This window comes from Streptomyces sp. NPDC048295 (assembly GCF_040652135.1).
Classification (GTDB): domain Bacteria; phylum Actinomycetota; class Actinomycetes; order Streptomycetales; family Streptomycetaceae; genus Streptomyces.
In genome coordinates this window covers 212,534-227,648 of the sequence record NZ_JBEZLL010000001.1, presented here as the reverse complement: position 1 = coordinate 227,648, position 15,115 = coordinate 212,534, and the positions used below count along the sequence as shown (strand labels likewise).

Annotated in this window: 15 protein-coding genes; 3 read left to right on the top strand and 12 right to left on the bottom strand. The window is 72.1% G+C overall.

Annotated features, from left to right (window positions below; all coding sequences use genetic code 11):
- Nucleotides 1-85: 85 nt before the first annotated feature.
- From AB0D53_RS00980 to AB0D53_RS00945, 8 genes are all read right to left on the bottom strand, one after another.
- Nucleotides 86-1,162, bottom strand: a complete 1,077-nt coding sequence (locus AB0D53_RS00980) for a HAMP domain-containing sensor histidine kinase (protein WP_362438054.1) — start codon at nt 1,160-1,162, stop codon at nt 86-88.
- A complete protein-coding gene (locus AB0D53_RS00975) occupies nt 1,159-1,896 on the bottom strand; it encodes a response regulator transcription factor (protein ID WP_018521091.1) in 738 nt (245 codons plus the stop codon). The genes AB0D53_RS00980 and AB0D53_RS00975 overlap by 4 nt, the downstream gene beginning before the upstream one ends.
- A 223-nt stretch (nt 1,897-2,119) precedes the next feature.
- The gene (locus AB0D53_RS00970; protein ID WP_362438050.1) at nt 2,120-2,812 is read right to left on the bottom strand and encodes a spermidine synthase; all 693 of its coding nucleotides are present in this window, start codon (nt 2,810-2,812) and stop codon (nt 2,120-2,122) included.
- A 98-nt stretch (nt 2,813-2,910) separates the two neighbouring features.
- Entirely contained in the window at nt 2,911-3,534 is a 624-nt protein-coding gene (locus AB0D53_RS00965) for a hypothetical protein (protein ID WP_362438047.1), read from the bottom strand.
- On the bottom strand, nt 3,531-4,871 hold the full coding sequence (locus tag AB0D53_RS00960) for a hypothetical protein (RefSeq protein ID WP_362438044.1): 1,341 nt from the start codon (nt 4,869-4,871) through the stop codon (nt 3,531-3,533). The genes AB0D53_RS00965 and AB0D53_RS00960 overlap by 4 nt, the downstream gene beginning before the upstream one ends.
- The gene (locus AB0D53_RS00955) at nt 4,868-5,671 is read right to left on the bottom strand and encodes an ABC transporter ATP-binding protein (RefSeq protein ID WP_362438041.1); all 804 of its coding nucleotides are present in this window, start codon (nt 5,669-5,671) and stop codon (nt 4,868-4,870) included. Before AB0D53_RS00955 ends, AB0D53_RS00960 begins: the two co-directional genes overlap by 4 nt.
- 10 nt (nt 5,672-5,681) lie before the next feature.
- Nucleotides 5,682-6,644, bottom strand: coding sequence for a zf-HC2 domain-containing protein (locus AB0D53_RS00950; RefSeq protein WP_362438038.1), 963 nt, complete (start codon nt 6,642-6,644; stop codon nt 5,682-5,684).
- A complete protein-coding gene (locus AB0D53_RS00945; RefSeq protein WP_362438035.1) occupies nt 6,641-7,237 on the bottom strand; it encodes an RNA polymerase sigma factor in 597 nt (198 codons plus the stop codon). Before AB0D53_RS00945 ends, AB0D53_RS00950 begins: the two co-directional genes overlap by 4 nt.
- Before the next feature lie 136 nt (nt 7,238-7,373).
- Here AB0D53_RS00945 and AB0D53_RS00940 point away from each other — a divergent pair, with 136 nt between their 5' ends.
- A complete protein-coding gene (locus AB0D53_RS00940; protein WP_362438032.1) occupies nt 7,374-8,315 on the top strand; it encodes a rhomboid-like protein in 942 nt (313 codons plus the stop codon).
- Nucleotides 8,316-8,381: 66 nt separating this feature from the next.
- Here AB0D53_RS00940 and AB0D53_RS00935 read toward each other — a convergent pair whose 3' ends face one another.
- Nucleotides 8,382-8,891 (bottom strand): DUF6328 family protein, encoded by a 510-nt coding sequence (locus AB0D53_RS00935; protein ID WP_362438029.1) that lies wholly within the window; start codon nt 8,889-8,891, stop codon nt 8,382-8,384.
- Nucleotides 8,892-9,111: 220 nt separating this feature from the next.
- Here AB0D53_RS00935 and lon point away from each other — a divergent pair, with 220 nt between their 5' ends.
- Complete coding sequence (gene lon, locus AB0D53_RS00930) at nt 9,112-11,544, top strand: endopeptidase La (protein WP_362438026.1); 2,433 nt, start codon at nt 9,112-9,114, stop codon at nt 11,542-11,544.
- 139 nt (nt 11,545-11,683) lie between these two features.
- Here the strand turns inward: lon and AB0D53_RS00925 are convergent, their stop codons facing one another.
- Together AB0D53_RS00925 and AB0D53_RS00920 are read right to left on the bottom strand one after the other, a co-directional pair.
- Nucleotides 11,684-12,442 (bottom strand): polysaccharide deacetylase family protein, encoded by a 759-nt coding sequence (locus AB0D53_RS00925; RefSeq protein WP_362438803.1) that lies wholly within the window; start codon nt 12,440-12,442, stop codon nt 11,684-11,686.
- 223 nt (nt 12,443-12,665) lie between these two features.
- Nucleotides 12,666-13,517 carry a lysozyme gene (locus AB0D53_RS00920; protein WP_362438023.1) on the bottom strand — a complete coding sequence of 284 codons (852 nt, stop codon included), beginning with the start codon at nt 13,515-13,517 and terminating at the stop codon, nt 12,666-12,668.
- Between the two features lie 242 nt (nt 13,518-13,759).
- On the opposite strand from AB0D53_RS00920, the gene AB0D53_RS00915 reads away from it, so the two are divergent.
- On the top strand, nt 13,760-14,242 hold the full coding sequence (locus tag AB0D53_RS00915; protein ID WP_362438020.1) for a MarR family transcriptional regulator: 483 nt from the start codon (nt 13,760-13,762) through the stop codon (nt 14,240-14,242).
- Nucleotides 14,243-14,263: 21 nt separating this feature from the next.
- Here AB0D53_RS00915 and AB0D53_RS00910 read toward each other — a convergent pair whose 3' ends face one another.
- Nucleotides 14,264-15,049, bottom strand: a complete 786-nt coding sequence (locus AB0D53_RS00910) for a hypothetical protein (protein ID WP_362438017.1) — start codon at nt 15,047-15,049, stop codon at nt 14,264-14,266.
- Nucleotides 15,050-15,115 lie beyond the last annotated feature (66 nt).

The following is a 15,115-nucleotide window of genomic DNA, read 5'->3' as shown; positions in this document are numbered from 1 at the left end:
TATGCGGGACCGCGGCTACGGCCCCCTGGGCCGTACCCCCCTGAACGGAACACGTAGAACGCGTCCTTCCGGTTCGAACCCTATGTCAACCTCTCGGTTGCGGTACCCCCGGAAGAGTGACCTGAATGCGACAGCCACGAACGGATTCGGCCACGCCGATGCGCCCGCCGTGCAGATCCACCGCCCAGCGCGCGATCGCCAGGCCGAGGCCCGTACCGCCGTCGCTGCCGGGGCCGTGCGGGGAGGGCACCTCGCCGCGGTTGAAACGCTCGAAGACCCGGTGCCGCTCGGACTCCGGAATGCCGGGCCCCTCGTCCAGGACCTCCAGCGCCAGGGACTCCGGCCCGGGCCCGCGCCGCGCCAGTACGGTGACCCGGCCGTGCGGCGGGCTGTGCTTGACGGCGTTGTCGATCAGATTGGCCACCACCTGGTGCAGGCGCTCCGCGTCCGCGTGCGCGGTCAGCTCCGGCGGCGACACGTCCAGATGCAGATGGACGTCCTTGCGCGTGTGGTTCCCGGAGCCGGACGGCAGCCGGCGGTGCGAGACGGCGAGGTTCGCCTCCTTCAGCACGCCGGACAGATAGGGCCACACCTCGAACCGGCGGGCCTTGAGCGTGACCACCCCGTTGTCCAGGCGGGACAGGTCCAGCAGCGTCTCCACCAGCCGGCCGAGCCGCTCGGTCTGCTTCAGCGCGGTACGCATCGTCTCGGGATCGGCGGACGACACCCCGTCCACGACGTTCTCCAGCACGGCTCTCAGTGCCGCGATGGGTGTTCGCAGCTCATGCGAGACGTTGGCGACCAGCTCCTTGCGATGCCGGTCCACGGCCTCCAGATCGTCCGCCATGCGGTTGATCGTCTGGGCCAGGTCGCCGAGCTCGTCGCGCCGGTCGGCGCCGCTCACCCGGCGGGTGTAGTCGCCGTGCGAGATCGACCGGGCCACCGTGGTCATCTCTTCCAGCGGCGCGGTCAGACCGTGCGCCACGAACTGGGTGATCAGCAGGGTCGCGATCACCGAGAACACCGTGATGAACCGCAGCTCGGTCCTGGTGCGCACGGCCACCATCAGCAGCCCGGTCGTGATGAAGACCGAGACCACGACGAGCGTGCTCATCTTGGCCTTGACCGAGAAAGGACGCAGTCCGGAACCGGGCCGGGTCATGGAGCCGGGGTCTCCAGGGCGTAACCCACACCGTGCACGGTACGGATCCGCTCCGCGCCGATCTTCCGGCGCAGCGCCTTGATGTGGCTGTCGACCGTACGGGTTCCGGAGGCGTCCGCCCAGTCCCAGACCTCGGCCAGCAACTGCTCCCGGGAGAGCACCGCACGCGGTGTGTTGGCCAGACAGACCAGCAGGTCGAACTCGGTCGGCGTGAGGTGGACGTCGTCGGCGCGCACCCTGACCCGGCGCTGCGCGTGGTCGATCTCCAGCTCGCCCAGGCGCAGGATCCCGCTGCGCGGCGTCACCGCGGCCAGTGCCGCGCGCTCGACCCGGCGCAGCAGGACGTGGACCCGGGCCGCCAGCTCGCGCATCGAGAACGGCTTGGTCATGTAGTCGTCGGCGCCGACGCCGAGGCCGACCAGCATGTCCGTCTCGTCGTCCCGGGCGGTCAGCATCAGCACCGGCACCGGCCGCTGGGCCTGCACGCGGCGGCAGACCTCCAGGCCGTCGAAGCCGGGAAGCATGATGTCGAGCACCATCAGATCCGGCTGCCACGCCTCGGCCGCGTCCACCGCGGCGGGACCGTCGAGTGCGGTCTGCACCAGAAAGCCCTCGGCCCGCAGCCGCGCGGAAATGGCATCGACGATCGTGGCATCGTCCTCGACCACCAGCACCCGGCGCTGCGCGCCAGGGGTGGCCGCGACGCCGGTCTGGGTGGTGTGTGTCTGTTCCATCGCCCCGCCCCTGCCCGTTCTCACGGGGGCCAGTCCCCCGGACGCACGGTCTTCGCTTGTGGATTTCGTGGGTGATCCCGTTACCGGTCAGCAGCGTAAAGGCAGCGGACTGCTCTCGGCTACGCAGGGTGTAACGCCTCGGGCGCGAGGAAGTGGCGGAGTGTCGGGCTTGTGACACTTGGCCCCCGGGAGTCCGGGGGCGGTGATACCCGGTGGGGGAATCTCAGTCTGTCCGAAGTGCGAGATGCACCACGTCGGGAACACCTCGGGCAACGCTGACCTCTTCGGTTCTTACCCCAACGAATCCGGCATTCCGCAAGGCCTGTTCGAAGTCGACGGACGGTTGTGCGGACCACACTGCGAGAACACCGCCCGGCGTCAGCCGCTCCCGGCAGTCCGCGAGACCGGCGGGGGAGTAGAGGCTCGTGTTGTCCTCGGTGACGGTCCAGTCCGGCCCGTTGTCGATGTCCAGACACAGAGCGTCGTAACGGTCCGTAGTCGTACTCAGATACTCGACCAGATCCGTCGTCAGGATCCGGGTACGCGGATCGGCGAGCGCGGCACCGGAGATCGAGGCCAGCGGCCCTTCCAGGTGCCAGTCCACGATCGCCTGCTCCCGCTCGGCCACGACGATCCGCCCCCACCGCGGCTCGGCGGCGGCCCGGACGAGCGAGAAACCGACGCCGAGACCCCCGATGAGCACCGACGGGGCGGACCGGCCGGCGGGCAGCGCGGCCAGCGCGGCGTCGATCAGCAGCCGCTCGGAGCGTCCGTCCGAGGTGTCCATCAGGAAGCACCCGTTGGCGATGATCTCGAAGTCGTCGCCCCGCTCCCGCAGAACGACCTCGCCGTACGGGCCTTCGCGGCGGTCGAGCGTGACGGGAGAGGGAGCGTCGCAGTGGTGGATCTCGGGCATGGTGCGGGTCTCCGGCGGACGACGGACACGGTCCCCGCCATCCTGTCCGCTCGGCGAGGCCGGGGGCCAGCGGTTTCTCCGATCCGTCCACCACCGGGTCAGCCGCGCTCCGGGCGCGCGCCGCGCACCGCGAGGAGCGCCGCCCCGCCCGCGTACGCCGTCACGGCCACCACCCATGCCGCCTCCTGCGGCCCCGGCTGCATCGGCCAGGCCCACACCGCCGCCGCGCCGCCCGGGGTGCGGGGTGCCGCCAGGTAGACGGCGCCGCCGTAGACCGTCATCGGCAGCCAGCTCAGCCTGGCGCCGAGCAGCGCGACGGAGGCCGCGGCCACCCCCGTCGCGCCGAGCACGTTGCGCACCATGGCCGGTGCGCCGAACGCCTCGGGGTGCCCCGGGACCGCCGCCGCGAGCGCCCCGGCCGTCACTGCGGTCAGCGCCAGCAGATGCAGCAGCCGGCGCGGCCACCAGCGGCCCACGGCGGTCCGGTCCAGCTCGTCGGAGTGCGTGTGCAGACCGGTGCCGATCGCGGCGGAGGCGAGCAGCGGGGCCAGCACGACGACCGGGACGCGGGCGGTGTGGTCGAAGTACGGCTGGTCCTGCAGCCACCGGGCGGCCCATGCGGCGACGAGCGCGATGCAGGCCAGGGTGGCGGCGGTGAGGGGGAGGGCGCGGGAGCGGATGTAGAGGAGGGGGAGAGCCGCGAGGGCCGGGTGTGTGCTCACAGGGCCGGTACCTCCGCGGGCGTGCAGCTCTTCAGGGTGGCCAGGTAGCGGCCGAGCCAGGCCCTGCGGTCGGCATCCGGCATGGCCGTGAGGCGGGTGACGAGGGGGCGGGCGTCGGGGTCCCACGGGGAGTCGTCGCCGGCCAGCCAGGTGCGTACGGCGTCGTCCGTGAGAGCCAGTCGCTCCGCCCCCTTGCGCTCGCTCCGGCGCGAATCGTCCGAACAGTCGCGGAAGGTCAGGCTCAGCGCGGTTTCCGAGGCATACGCCCGAGGGTCGGTCAGCTTGTTCCGCGTGACGCTCCAGCCGCGCATGACATGGGCCAGGGAGGCTTCGCCGTCCTTCGGGGCGGAGTCCACGTATCTGGCCGGTGCGTTCGGAACCCCCTCCAGCCGGGAGAACATCCCCTCCAGTGCCTCGGCCGCACTGGGCAGCACCGGGGCGTCGGGCGCCGTCACGCAGAGCTGCGGTGTGCCGGGTGCCGGTGCCGAGCAGACCCTGCGCGTCGCGGTCGGGTCGTCCCGCAACAGGTCCTCGCCCGTCGGCGCGATCACCGCCCCCGCCGCGAGGGCCAGCGCGAGCGGTACGACGGCCAGGACGCGCCGCCGGGCCGCGTACGCGAGCAGCACGGTGACGGCGATGCCGCCCGTCCAGGCCAGCAGGACCGGTGCGAACCACCAGACCAGGACCTGCCCTTTCAGCGCGTACTGCTCGGCGGGGCTCAGGAACCGGGCGCCCGACTCGACATAGCCCGGGGCCCCCAGGAGTACGTAGAGCAGGGCCGCGAGCACCGGGGCGGTCAGCCGCCACCGCACCAGCCGCCCGACCACGAAGCCGACGAAGCCCAGGGACAGCAGGAGACCGAGATCCACGACGACGACCGAGAACGACGGCCCGCCCGCCCCGGTGTACGGGGCCGTCGCCGCGAACACCACGGCCAGCGCGAGCAGATACCCGGCCGCCGCCCACAGCGCGATCGGCGTCGCGGCCGTCGTCACCTGCGCCAGCCGGCTGCGCGGCACCGAGAGCAGCAGCTCGGCGGTGCGCCGGCGGTGTTCCCGGCCGCCCTGCCGGCAGGCGGCCGCCGCGACGAGCGGACCGCCGAGCAGCGTCGCCGTCGCGTGCAGTTGGGTCTGCGTCTCACCCCAGCTCCCCTGCCACTGGGCCGCCTTGCTCCAGAGCGGAACGAGGAGGGTGAGGGCGACGGCGAGGCCCGTCCAGGGGGCGATCCCGCGCCGGAGCTCGGTCCGCAGGGCGGTGCTCAGGGCTGCGCGGGCCGGGGGTTTCCCGGGCGAGGTCGTTCCGGGCGAGGCCGCTCGGGGCACGGTGGAGGTCGTCATCGGTTCGCCACCGCCGCCCGGTGCGCCCGCAGCGCGCAGGTGTAACCGCGCTCGATCGGGTTGCCCTCGGGCCGCTCCGCTCCGCCGTCCCCGGTGCCGCCGAGCTCCGTCAGCTCCCGTGTCGTGCCCCGGTACGCGACCCGGCCCGCCTCGATCAGCGTGACATCGGCGCAGGCCGCGGAGACGTCCTCGACCAGGTGGGTCGAGACGATCACGGTGGTGGTGCGGCCCAGCTCCCGGATCAGCGCCCGGAACTCGACCCGTTGCTCCGGGTCGAGGCCGGCGGTCGGCTCGTCGAGCAGCAGCAGGTCCGGATCGTTGACGATCGCCTGGGCGATGCCGACGCGCCGCACCATGCCGCCCGACAGGGTCTTCACCCGGGCGTCGATCCGGTCCGCCAGGCCCACCCGGTCCACCGCGCGTTCCACGGCCGCCGGGACCGCCGCCGCGTCCATCTCCTTGAGCCAGGCCACATAGGAGACGAACTCGCGGACCGTGAAACCCGGGTAGTAACCGAACTCCTGCGGCAGATACCCGAGCCTGCGCCGGACCGCCGCCCGGCCGAGGTGGTCCGGCCCGGCGCCGACTTCCTCGCCGAGCAGTTCCACCCGGCCACCGGACGGCGCCGCGACGGTGGCGAGCACCCGGATCAGCGAGGTCTTGCCCGCGCCGTTCGGCCCGAGCAGCCCGTGCACGCCGGGCGCGAAGTCGAGATCGACGGCGTCCAGCGCGATCGTCCTGCGATGCCGGACGGTCAGCGCCCTGACCTCGACCGTGTTCCTGGCCTCGGTGCCGCTCATGCGTTCACGCTCACAACTTCTCCAGGTGGTCGAATGATCTACGGCGTACGGCGAGCAGCGCGGCGCACATCAGTGCGCCCGCCGCCCAGCCGGCCTGTGCGGCGGGCCCGGCGAAGTACCGTGCGGCCTCGGCCGCCGCCTCCGTGGTCCCCGGGCGCGACATGGCGAAGACGGGCAGGACGACCGAGGCCGCCCAGGTCACGGCGATGGACGTGGCCCCGGTGCGGCAGCCGACGTACGAACCGAGGGCGAGCGCCGCCAGCGTCATCGCGAGCCCCGGCAGCAGCCAGGCCGCCGCGCCGGGCCACCCGGCGGCCGGGGGCAGCGCCGCCCCGGCGAGGGTGAGCGCCGGGATGCTCACGGCGAGCACCGCCGCGGTTCTGGTCAGCAGCAGTCGCAGCCCGCCGGACGGGGTGGCGGCGGTGATCTCGTGCATCGGGTCCGCGTGCCGGCCGTAGGAAAGGGCGACCCCGGCCAGCGGCAGCACCGGCGCGACGACGAGGAGCAGCGGGCGGACGGCCTCGCCGGCCCCGGCCCCGTACGCCAGCGCGAGGGCCCCGACGGCCACCAGCACCAGCGCCAGCAGCCACGGAGCGCGCAGCGCGGGCCCGGCGGCCCACAGCAACCGCCCGGCGCGGGCAGCGGCCCCGGGGAAGCGGCGTCGCAGGCCGCGGGCGGACCTGGTCGCGGCCCCGGGGGAGCGGCGCCGGGCGCCGCGGGCGGGCCCCCTCACGGGCGCTTCCTGCGCCGTCACCGCGTCCAGCACCCCCGCACGTACCGCGTCCAGCACCGCCCCCGCCTCCGGCCGGGCCCGTACCGCCGCCGAGACCCGCGCCGCGCACCCCCCGCACGCCTCCACGTGCTTCTCCACGGACCACGCGTCCGTCTCCGGCACCGGACCGGCGGCGTACCGCCCGGCCAGCTCCTCGCTCACATGCCACTCGGGCATGCCGTCACCTCCCCTCGTGGTCATGCCGTTCCTCCCAGCGGTCCGGGCTCCGGGGCCGACCGTTCGAGCGCGGCGCGCAGCTCGCGCCTGGCCCGCATCGCCCGGGTCTTGACCGTGCCCTCGGGTATGCCGAGGAGCCGGGCCGTCTCGCGGGTCGTCAGCCCGTCGATGACCGTGGCGCGCAGGACCTCCCGCAGCTCGGGCGAGATCCGGTCGAGCGCGGCACCCACATCCCCGTACTCCAGCCCGGCGAGCACCCGTTCCTCGGCGGACGGCACGGTGGCGGCCCAGCCGTTGCTCTCGGCCCGGGTGGCGAGATCGGTACGGGCGTGGGCCCGCTGCGCGTCCACCAGCCGACGCGAGGCGATCACCCACAGCCAGCCGCCGACCCGGGCGCCCCGGTGCGAACCGGCGGAGCGCCAGACCGTGACGAAGGTGTCCTGAAGCACCTCCCGTACCGTCTCGGCATCCGCGCACCGCCTCCCCAGCCGGGCCAGCAGCCAGCCGGCATGCCGGTCGTAGAGCGTCGCCAGGGCCTTGGTGTCTCCCTGTGCGACGGCACGCAGCAGGGCGCGGTCGTCGTCCGGGTCCTCCCCCGAGGGGCGCAACAGCTTCACACCCCTTCTATCGAGCCACGGACCCGAGCCGGTTCACGGGCGGCGTGTGCGGCTCACGCCACAGCGGGTCTGAGGGAGGATCACCGAAGGTGAAACGTTGCTCCGGGGGGCTTGTCATGGAAAGGGACCTTGCGCGGTGCATCAGCGTACGGACAGGGCGGTCCACGAAGAACCCCGCGAGGCTCCGCTGCTCGACGCCGTCCCGCGCCAGAACCGCGCGGGCGGCACCGCGGCCCCGCCGCCTCCGGTCCGCAGGGCCCACCGATGGCCGCGGCTGCTGCCGACGCCCACCGGAACCCCCTTCACCTTCGGCTACCTGCTGGTGCTGGTCGCCACGTCCCTCTTCATGGAGTACGCCGACCCCGGCACCGTCGCCGCCGTGCTGCGCGAATCGAGCACGGACGTCGCGCACCTCGGCGAGACCCCGCTGCTCGTCCTGGTCGCCAGCGCCCTGTGGGTCGTCGGCGGGCTCACCTCCCCGTACGTCTTCGCCTTCGCCCTCGTACTGACCGCGCTGGAACGCCGCATCGGGGGGTGGCGGACCGCCGGGGTGTTCGCGCTCGGCCATGTCGTGGCCACGCTCGCCACGGAGATCCCGGTCGGGCTCTCCGTGGTCGCCGGGCATCTGCCGGAGTCGTCCCTGCACCGCCTCGACTACGGCATCAGCTTCGGGCTGATGGCGAGCGTGGGCGCGCTGACCGGGCTGTTCACCCCGCTGCTGCGGGTGCTGGTGCTCGGCGGGGTGGGCGTGATGCTGGCGCGGGACCTGGTCGATCTGAGCAACCCGCTCGCCAACTGGGGCCATCCGCTGGCGCTGCTGCTCGGAGTTGCCTGCTGGCCGCTGCTGCGCCGGGCCGGACGCTCCGGCGGGCGACGCCGCGGCCGGGAGAGGGAGCCGGAGGCCGCACCGTCGGCGCGCCGTGCGGCCATGGCCGTCACGACGGGCGGATCAGGCCCCGGTGACCCTTCGTGGCGGGGTGGTGGGGCGGTACGTGCGCTCCGTTCCGGAACCGCGCGGCGGGACGCGCCCGCTACCGCGTCCGGATCCGGTCGGGGGTGCCGCCCGGACAGCCCTTGATCGTGGTGCGGTGCGGTGCGCGGGCAGTCGGCGCGCTCCGTCGCGCACGGGACTCTGGCCGGCAGGTCATGCGGCCGGGCGGCGCAGCGCCCTGGGCAGGACGAACCACAGGCCGGTGAACATGACGAGGGTGGCGGCCGTGACCGTGACGGCGGCGGTCCGGCCGAGGACGACGTCCATGAGCAGGAGAACGGCGCCGTTGAGCGCGAGGGCGAGGAAGACCAGACCGGTCTCGGCGAGCTGCGCGGACAGGGCGACGATCCGGACCTTGGCGCCCCGGTGGAACAGGCCGCGGTGCAGGGCGACCGGCGTCGCGAGCACCGCCGAGGCGACCACCGTGAGCAGCAACGTCACCACGTACGTGGTGCGCTCGAAGGTGTCGAGGTGCGGAAACTGGCTGGTGAAGGCCACGCCGAGGAGAAAGGCGAAGACGATCTGCACGCCGGTCTGCACGACCCTCAGTTCCTGGAGAAGCTCGATCAGGTTGCGGTCGGCCCGCTCCGCGGGCGTCTCCCGGGCAACGGGCGTCTCCCGGTCAAACGGAGACGGGCCACCGTCCGGCGGAATGTGGGACATGGGGCTCATTGTTCTCCCGCTGCCCGGTCACATCATGCGGCGCACCGCATCACGTCTGAACGGGCCAAGGACTTCCGCGCGGCGGCCGAAGCCCTCGGCCCCACGGCCCGACCGGGACAGCGTCCGGCCGATCGCTCACAGCGAACACTCCCCGGGGAACAATGAGCGGCTCAGGAGCATTGAGTCTGCATAGCTCAACTTGACTGCCGAAGGGGAGATCATGGCTACCGATTCCGATGCGGTCACTCCGCTCGCCCTACCCGTGCTGCCGCTCGACGACGAGGTCGTGCTGCCCGGGATGGTGGTGCCTCTGGACCTGTCCGACACCGATGTACGTGCCGCCGTCGAGGCCGCACAGGCCGCGGCCCGGGACGGCGGCGGCAAACCCGAGGTGCTTCTGGTGCCGCGGATCGATGGGACGTACACCGGAACCGGTGTCATCGGCACCGTCGAGCAGGTCGGACGGCTTTCGGACGGGGATCCGGGCGCGCTGATCCGCGGCCGGGGCCGGGTGCGGATCGGGGCCGGGACCAGCGGGCCGGGCGGGGCGCTCTGGGTGGAGGGGACCCGGATCGACGCGGTCCTCCCCGATCCGCTCCCCGGTGCCGCCGCCGAGCTGGTCAAGGAGTACAAGGCGCTCGCCACCAGCTGGCTGAAGAAGCGCGGCGCCTGGCAGGTCGTGGACCGGGTCCAGCAGATCGAGGACGTCTCCGCGCTCGCCGACAATTCCGGCTACTCGCCCTTCCTCACCACCGCCCAGAAGGTACGGCTCCTGGAGACCACGGACCCGGTCGCCCGGCTGAAGCTCGCCATCCAGTGGCTCGGCGAACACCTCGCCGAGCAGGACGTCGCCGAATCCATTGCCAAGGACGTCCAGGAGGGCGTCGACAAGCAGCAGCGCGAGTTCCTGCTGCGGCGCCAGCTCGAAGCCGTGCGCAAGGAGCTCTCCGAGCTGAACGGCGGTACCGGTTCCGGTGCGGACGAGTCCGACGACTACCGGGCCCGCGTCGAGGCCGCCGACCTTCCCGAGCACGTCCGCGAGGCCGCGCTCAAGGAGGTCGACAAGCTGGAGCGCTCCTCCGACCAGAGCCCCGAGGGCTCCTGGATCCGGACCTGGCTCGACACCGTCCTCGAACTGCCGTGGACCGAGCGGACCGAGGACGCCTACGACATCCGGGGGGCCCAGGAGATCCTCGACGCCGAGCACGCGGGGCTCCAGGACGTGAAGGAGCGCATCACCGAGTACCTCGCCGTCCGCAAGCGGCGCTCCGACCGCGGCCTGGGGGTCGTCGGCGGGCGGCGCGGCGGTGCCGTGCTGGCGCTGGTGGGGCCTCCGGGCGTGGGCAAGACCTCGCTCGGCGAGTCCGTCGCGCACGCCATGGGCCGCAAGTTCGTCCGCGTCGCGCTCGGCGGTGTGCGGGACGAGGCGGAGATCCGGGGCCACCGGCGTACGTACGTGGGTGCCCTCCCCGGACGTATCGTGCGGGCTGTCAAGGAGGCCGGTTCGATGAACCCGGTCGTCCTGCTCGACGAGATCGACAAGGTCGGCTCCGACTTCCGGGGCGACCCGGCCGCCGCCCTGCTCGAAGTCCTCGACCCGGCGCAGAACCACACCTTCCGCGACCACTACCTGGAGGTCGAGCTAGACCTCAGCGACGTCGTCTTCCTGGCCACGGCCAATGTGCTCGAAGCCATCCCGGAGGCCCTGCTCGACCGCATGGAGCTGGTGAGGCTGGACGGCTACACCGAGGACGAGAAGGTCGTCATCGCCCGGGACCACCTGCTCCCGCGCCAGCTGGAGCGGGCCGGTCTGGAGAAGGACGAGGTGACGCTCGACGAGTCCGCGCTGCGCAAGCTGGCCGGCGAGTACACCCGTGAAGCGGGCGTACGCAATCTGGAGCGGGCCGTCGCCCGGCTGCTCCGCAAGGTCGCGGCCCAGCACGAACTGGGCGACCGGGAGCTTCCGTTCACGGTCACCGAAGCGGATCTGCGTGTTCTGATCGGGCGTCCGCACCACGTTCCCGAGTCCGCCCAGGACCCGGCCGAGCGCCGTACGTCGGTGCCCGGTGTGGCCACCGGACTCGCGGTGACCGGCGCGGGCGGCGACGTGCTGTTCGTGGAGGCGTCGCTGGCCGACCCGGAGACCGGGGCGTCCGGACTGACCCTCACCGGCCAGCTCGGCGACGTCATGAAGGAGTCCGCGCAGATCGCGCTGAGCTTCCTGCGCTCGCACGGCGCGGAGCTGGAGCTGCCGGTCGCGGACCTGAAGGACCGCGGCGTGCACATCCACTTCCCGGCGGGCGCGGTCCCGAAGGACGGCCCGAGCGCCGGCATCACCATGACGACGGCGCTGGCCTCGCTGCTCTCGGGACGGCTGGTCCGTACGGACGTGGCGATGACCGGTGAGGTCTCGCTGACCGGACGGGTGCTGCCGATCGGCGGCCTGAAGCAGAAGCTGCTGGCCGCGCACCGGGCCGGGATCACCACCGTGGTGATCCCGAAGCGGAACGAGGCCGACCTGGACGACGTCCCGGCCGAGGTCCTGGACACGCTGGAGGTCCACCCGGTGACCGATGTCCGCCAGGTCCTGGAGATCGCCCTGGCCCCGGCCGCCGCGGCACGGCCCGAGGAGCGGATCCCGGCCGCCGCCTGAGGGTTTCGTCCGGGCCGGACCGGACCGGAGTGCGTGCCGGACCCGCGGGCCCCGGCGTGATCCGGACGGGAGGCCCCGGACCGGGTCCGTGAAGTCCCGCCTGCCCGGCAACGGGTGGGCGGGACTTTCCCTGCCCGGCTCAGGGGCGGTAGATGGTCCCCGGGACCGGCTCGGCGGGCGCCATCAGCTGCGGGACGGTGACGAAGGTGTAGCCCTGCTTCTTCAGTTCGTCGATGATGCCCGGCACCGCGGGCACCGTGCCCTTGTAGATGTCGTGCAGCAGGATGACGCCGTCCTTGCTCGCCTGGTCCAGGATGCGCTTCTTGATCAGCGCCGAGTCGGTCGTGGAGTAGTCCTTCGCGGTGGCGCTCCACAGGATCTGGGAGAGCCCCAGGTCGCGGCTGATGTCCGAGACGGTGTCGTCGGTGCGGCCCTGCGGCGGGCGCATGAGGCGCGGCTTCTTGCCGGTTATCTCCGCTATCGCGTCCTGCGTCTTCTTCAGCTCGGCGCGTATCGCGGCCGGCTTGCGGTCCGTCAGGACCTGGTGCGTCCAGGTGTGGTTGGCCACCTCGTGCCCCTCGGCGGCGATCCTGCGCACGGTGTCGGGGTGCTTCTTGACGTGGTTCTTGCCCAGCAGGAAGAAGGTCGCGTGCACCTTCTTCTCCTTGAGGATGTCCAGCAGGTGCGGGGTGTCCTCGCCCGGTCCCGCGTCGAAGGTCAGCGCTATGCACTTCGCCTTGCGGCAGTCCACCGGACCGAAGGAGCCCTTGGCGTCGGAGCCCGCGTCACCGCGCGCCGAGGCGGGCGCGGTGGTCTGCATGGAGCAGCCGCCCAGCGTCAGGGTGAGTGCCGTCACAAGGGCGGCGGCCAACCCCGTACCGATCGACTTCGTCTTCATGGACAAGGCGGGTCACTCCTCCGTAGCTGAACAGGACGCACGATGTGCGGCAGAGAAGGACTATACATAGGGCGTATACACCTGATGTATAGGGGGTCCGCTGTTGGCTCGGAGGCGAAGAATCCCTGGTCGGAGGCGTGGAACGAGCAGAGCCCCGGGGATCTTCCGATCACCGGGGCTCTGCTGTGTGGAGTGGTGGGACGCGAGGGCGCGTCGGGCGGGCTCAGCCGTTGGCGAGGGCCTGCACGCGGTCGAGGGCGCCGTTGAAGCGGTCGTGGTCGCCGACCGTGGGGCCGGACGAGGTGTACTGCCATATCGTGTAGAAGCCCCAGCCGGCCGGGAGCTCGCCGACCGTGGCGGCGTAACGCGCCACCCAGAGCGGGTTGGTGGCACCGAAGCTCGCGTTGTTACCGGTGCAGGTCTGCCACCAGCTGGTGGCGGTGTAGATGACCGCGTCGCGTCCGGTGCGCGCCTTGTACGTGTTCACGAAGTCGCGGATCCAGGAGACCATGCCGGCCTGGCTCAGGCCGTAGCACTGGTCGCCGTACGGGTTCCACTCGATGTCGAGCACGCCGGGCAGCGTCTTGCCGTCCCGCGACCAGCCGCCCCCGTTGTTCACGAAGTAGTTGGCCTGGGTGGCGCCGCTCGTGGTGTTCGGGGTGGCGAAGTGGTACGAGCCCCGGATCATGCCCACGTTGTACGAGCCGTTGTACTGCTGCGCGAAGTACTCGTTCTTGTAGTACGTGCCCTCGGTGGCCTTGGTGTAGGCCCACTTCACACCGCTGTTCCAGAGCGTCGACCAGGCGACGTTGCCCTGGTGGCCGGAGACGTCGACGCCTTCGGTCTGGACGGCGCGGGTGTCCCGCGGAAGTCCGTCCTGGCCGTCGTGGGCGATGACGCCCATGCCCATCGTGGCCGTGCCGCGGGCGGGCTTCTTGGCGGCTGCGTCATGGGCGCCGGCGGCGCTGGCCGCACCGGGCAGGGTGAGCAGCAGGGAGAGGGCTGCGAGCAGGGTTCCGGCCGCCGCGAAGCGCGAGCGGCGGGACGTCTTGGAAGTGGATCTGAGCACCGGCATGGGGAGTGCCTCCGAGGACGTGGTGGGGGGACGTGCTGATCCCAGGGGGGCGTGGGCGCACCCCTGCAGACATGTAATGGTGTGAACATGCCATGCATGACGCTACGCACGTAGACCCGTGCTGCGGAAGGGGGCCTGGTCGCCGCCGTTGGTCTACGCCTGCGAAATACTGGCGGAGCTGCGGCGATGACCAGCGGTGAAAGAAATTTTCAGTGACAGGAAAGCTCACGAGGGGTGTTGACGTGCACGGGAGCGAAAGCGGTAGTGAACCCGGCGCGACCGGGGGGAGTGGTGTGGACCACGCATTCCTCGCCCTGGAGCGGGAGTTGGCCGTCTTTCTGCGCCGTGCGCGGGCGAATTCGGGAGAGATGGCGCGCGAGGTCCACCCGGAACTGGAGGCCGCCGCGTACGGACTTCTCGTCCGGCTGGAGTCGGCGGGACAGCAGCGGGCCACCGATCTCGCGGCCTACTTCGGGGTGGGCAAGGCGACCATGAGCCGTCAACTGCGCGCTCTGGAGGACCTCGGACTGGTGGCTCGTGAACCCGATCCGGCCGACGGCCGGGCCTTTCTCGTCCACCTCACCGCCGAGGGGCTGGACCGCTACCGCAGTGTGCGCGACGCCCGCCGCGAGCGCTATGTCCGCAAGCTCGACGACTGGGACCGTGCCGAGGTGGCCGAACTGGCCCGGCTGCTGCACCACTTGAACGCCCGCGCCGAAGACTGAGGCACGGCTGCCGGTGCGCCGTCACAGCACCGCGTACACGGCCGTCGCGTCGTCATGGGTCTTGCCGCGAAGCAGCCGCCTGCGCCCGGTGTCCGCGTCCTCCAGGGCCCTGACGCGGTCGATCAGCCCCTGTGTCCCCTCCTTGTGGAGGACGCCGAGGCAGTCTGCCCAGTCGCCCTCGTGGAACATCTCGGTCCAGCGGGCCGCCCCGTCGGTCAGTGCGGCGATCGCCCGCACCCGGTCGATCGGGGTGCGCCCGGTGACCGCGCGGGAGGCCACGGACGGATCGGCTGCGGCGGTGAAGAAGCCGCCCTCCTTGTTCCGCGCCCGGGCGTCGGCGATCGCCTCGCTGCTCAGCGTGCCGGGCGGCAGCCGGTCGAGCCGGTCGTCGAGCAGGGGGCGCACGCTTCCGTCGTGCGCCTCGAACAGCAGTACGGAATCGGAGAGCACCAGATGCTCGACCCCGTGCTCGTTCCAGCGAGCCATGACGACCGTCGCCTGCGGTGTGCGTACGTGAGAAAGGTCACACGAGGAGCGGTGCGTGTCGGCGGTGCGTCGGATGGACACTTCCAGAATCTCCTGGAGGGTCAGATCCGGCCGCGAACCGGACAGTTCGACCAGTGCGCCGCCCAGTCGGGCGGTGAACCAGGGGACCGAGTGCACACAACCGCCCCCGTCCCGCGGCGGGGTCACCCCGTCGAGCAGGATCAGGGCTCCACCCTGGCCGGAAGCGGGAAGCGCGGTGGCGGCCCAATCCTCGTTCGGGCGTTCCGGGCTGCCGGCGGCGGTGGCCAGTTCGATGCGCATACGGCCAGTCTGCACGACGCCTTCACGAACCCTGCACCTGGCGCGGATTGGCCTGTACCAGCAGGT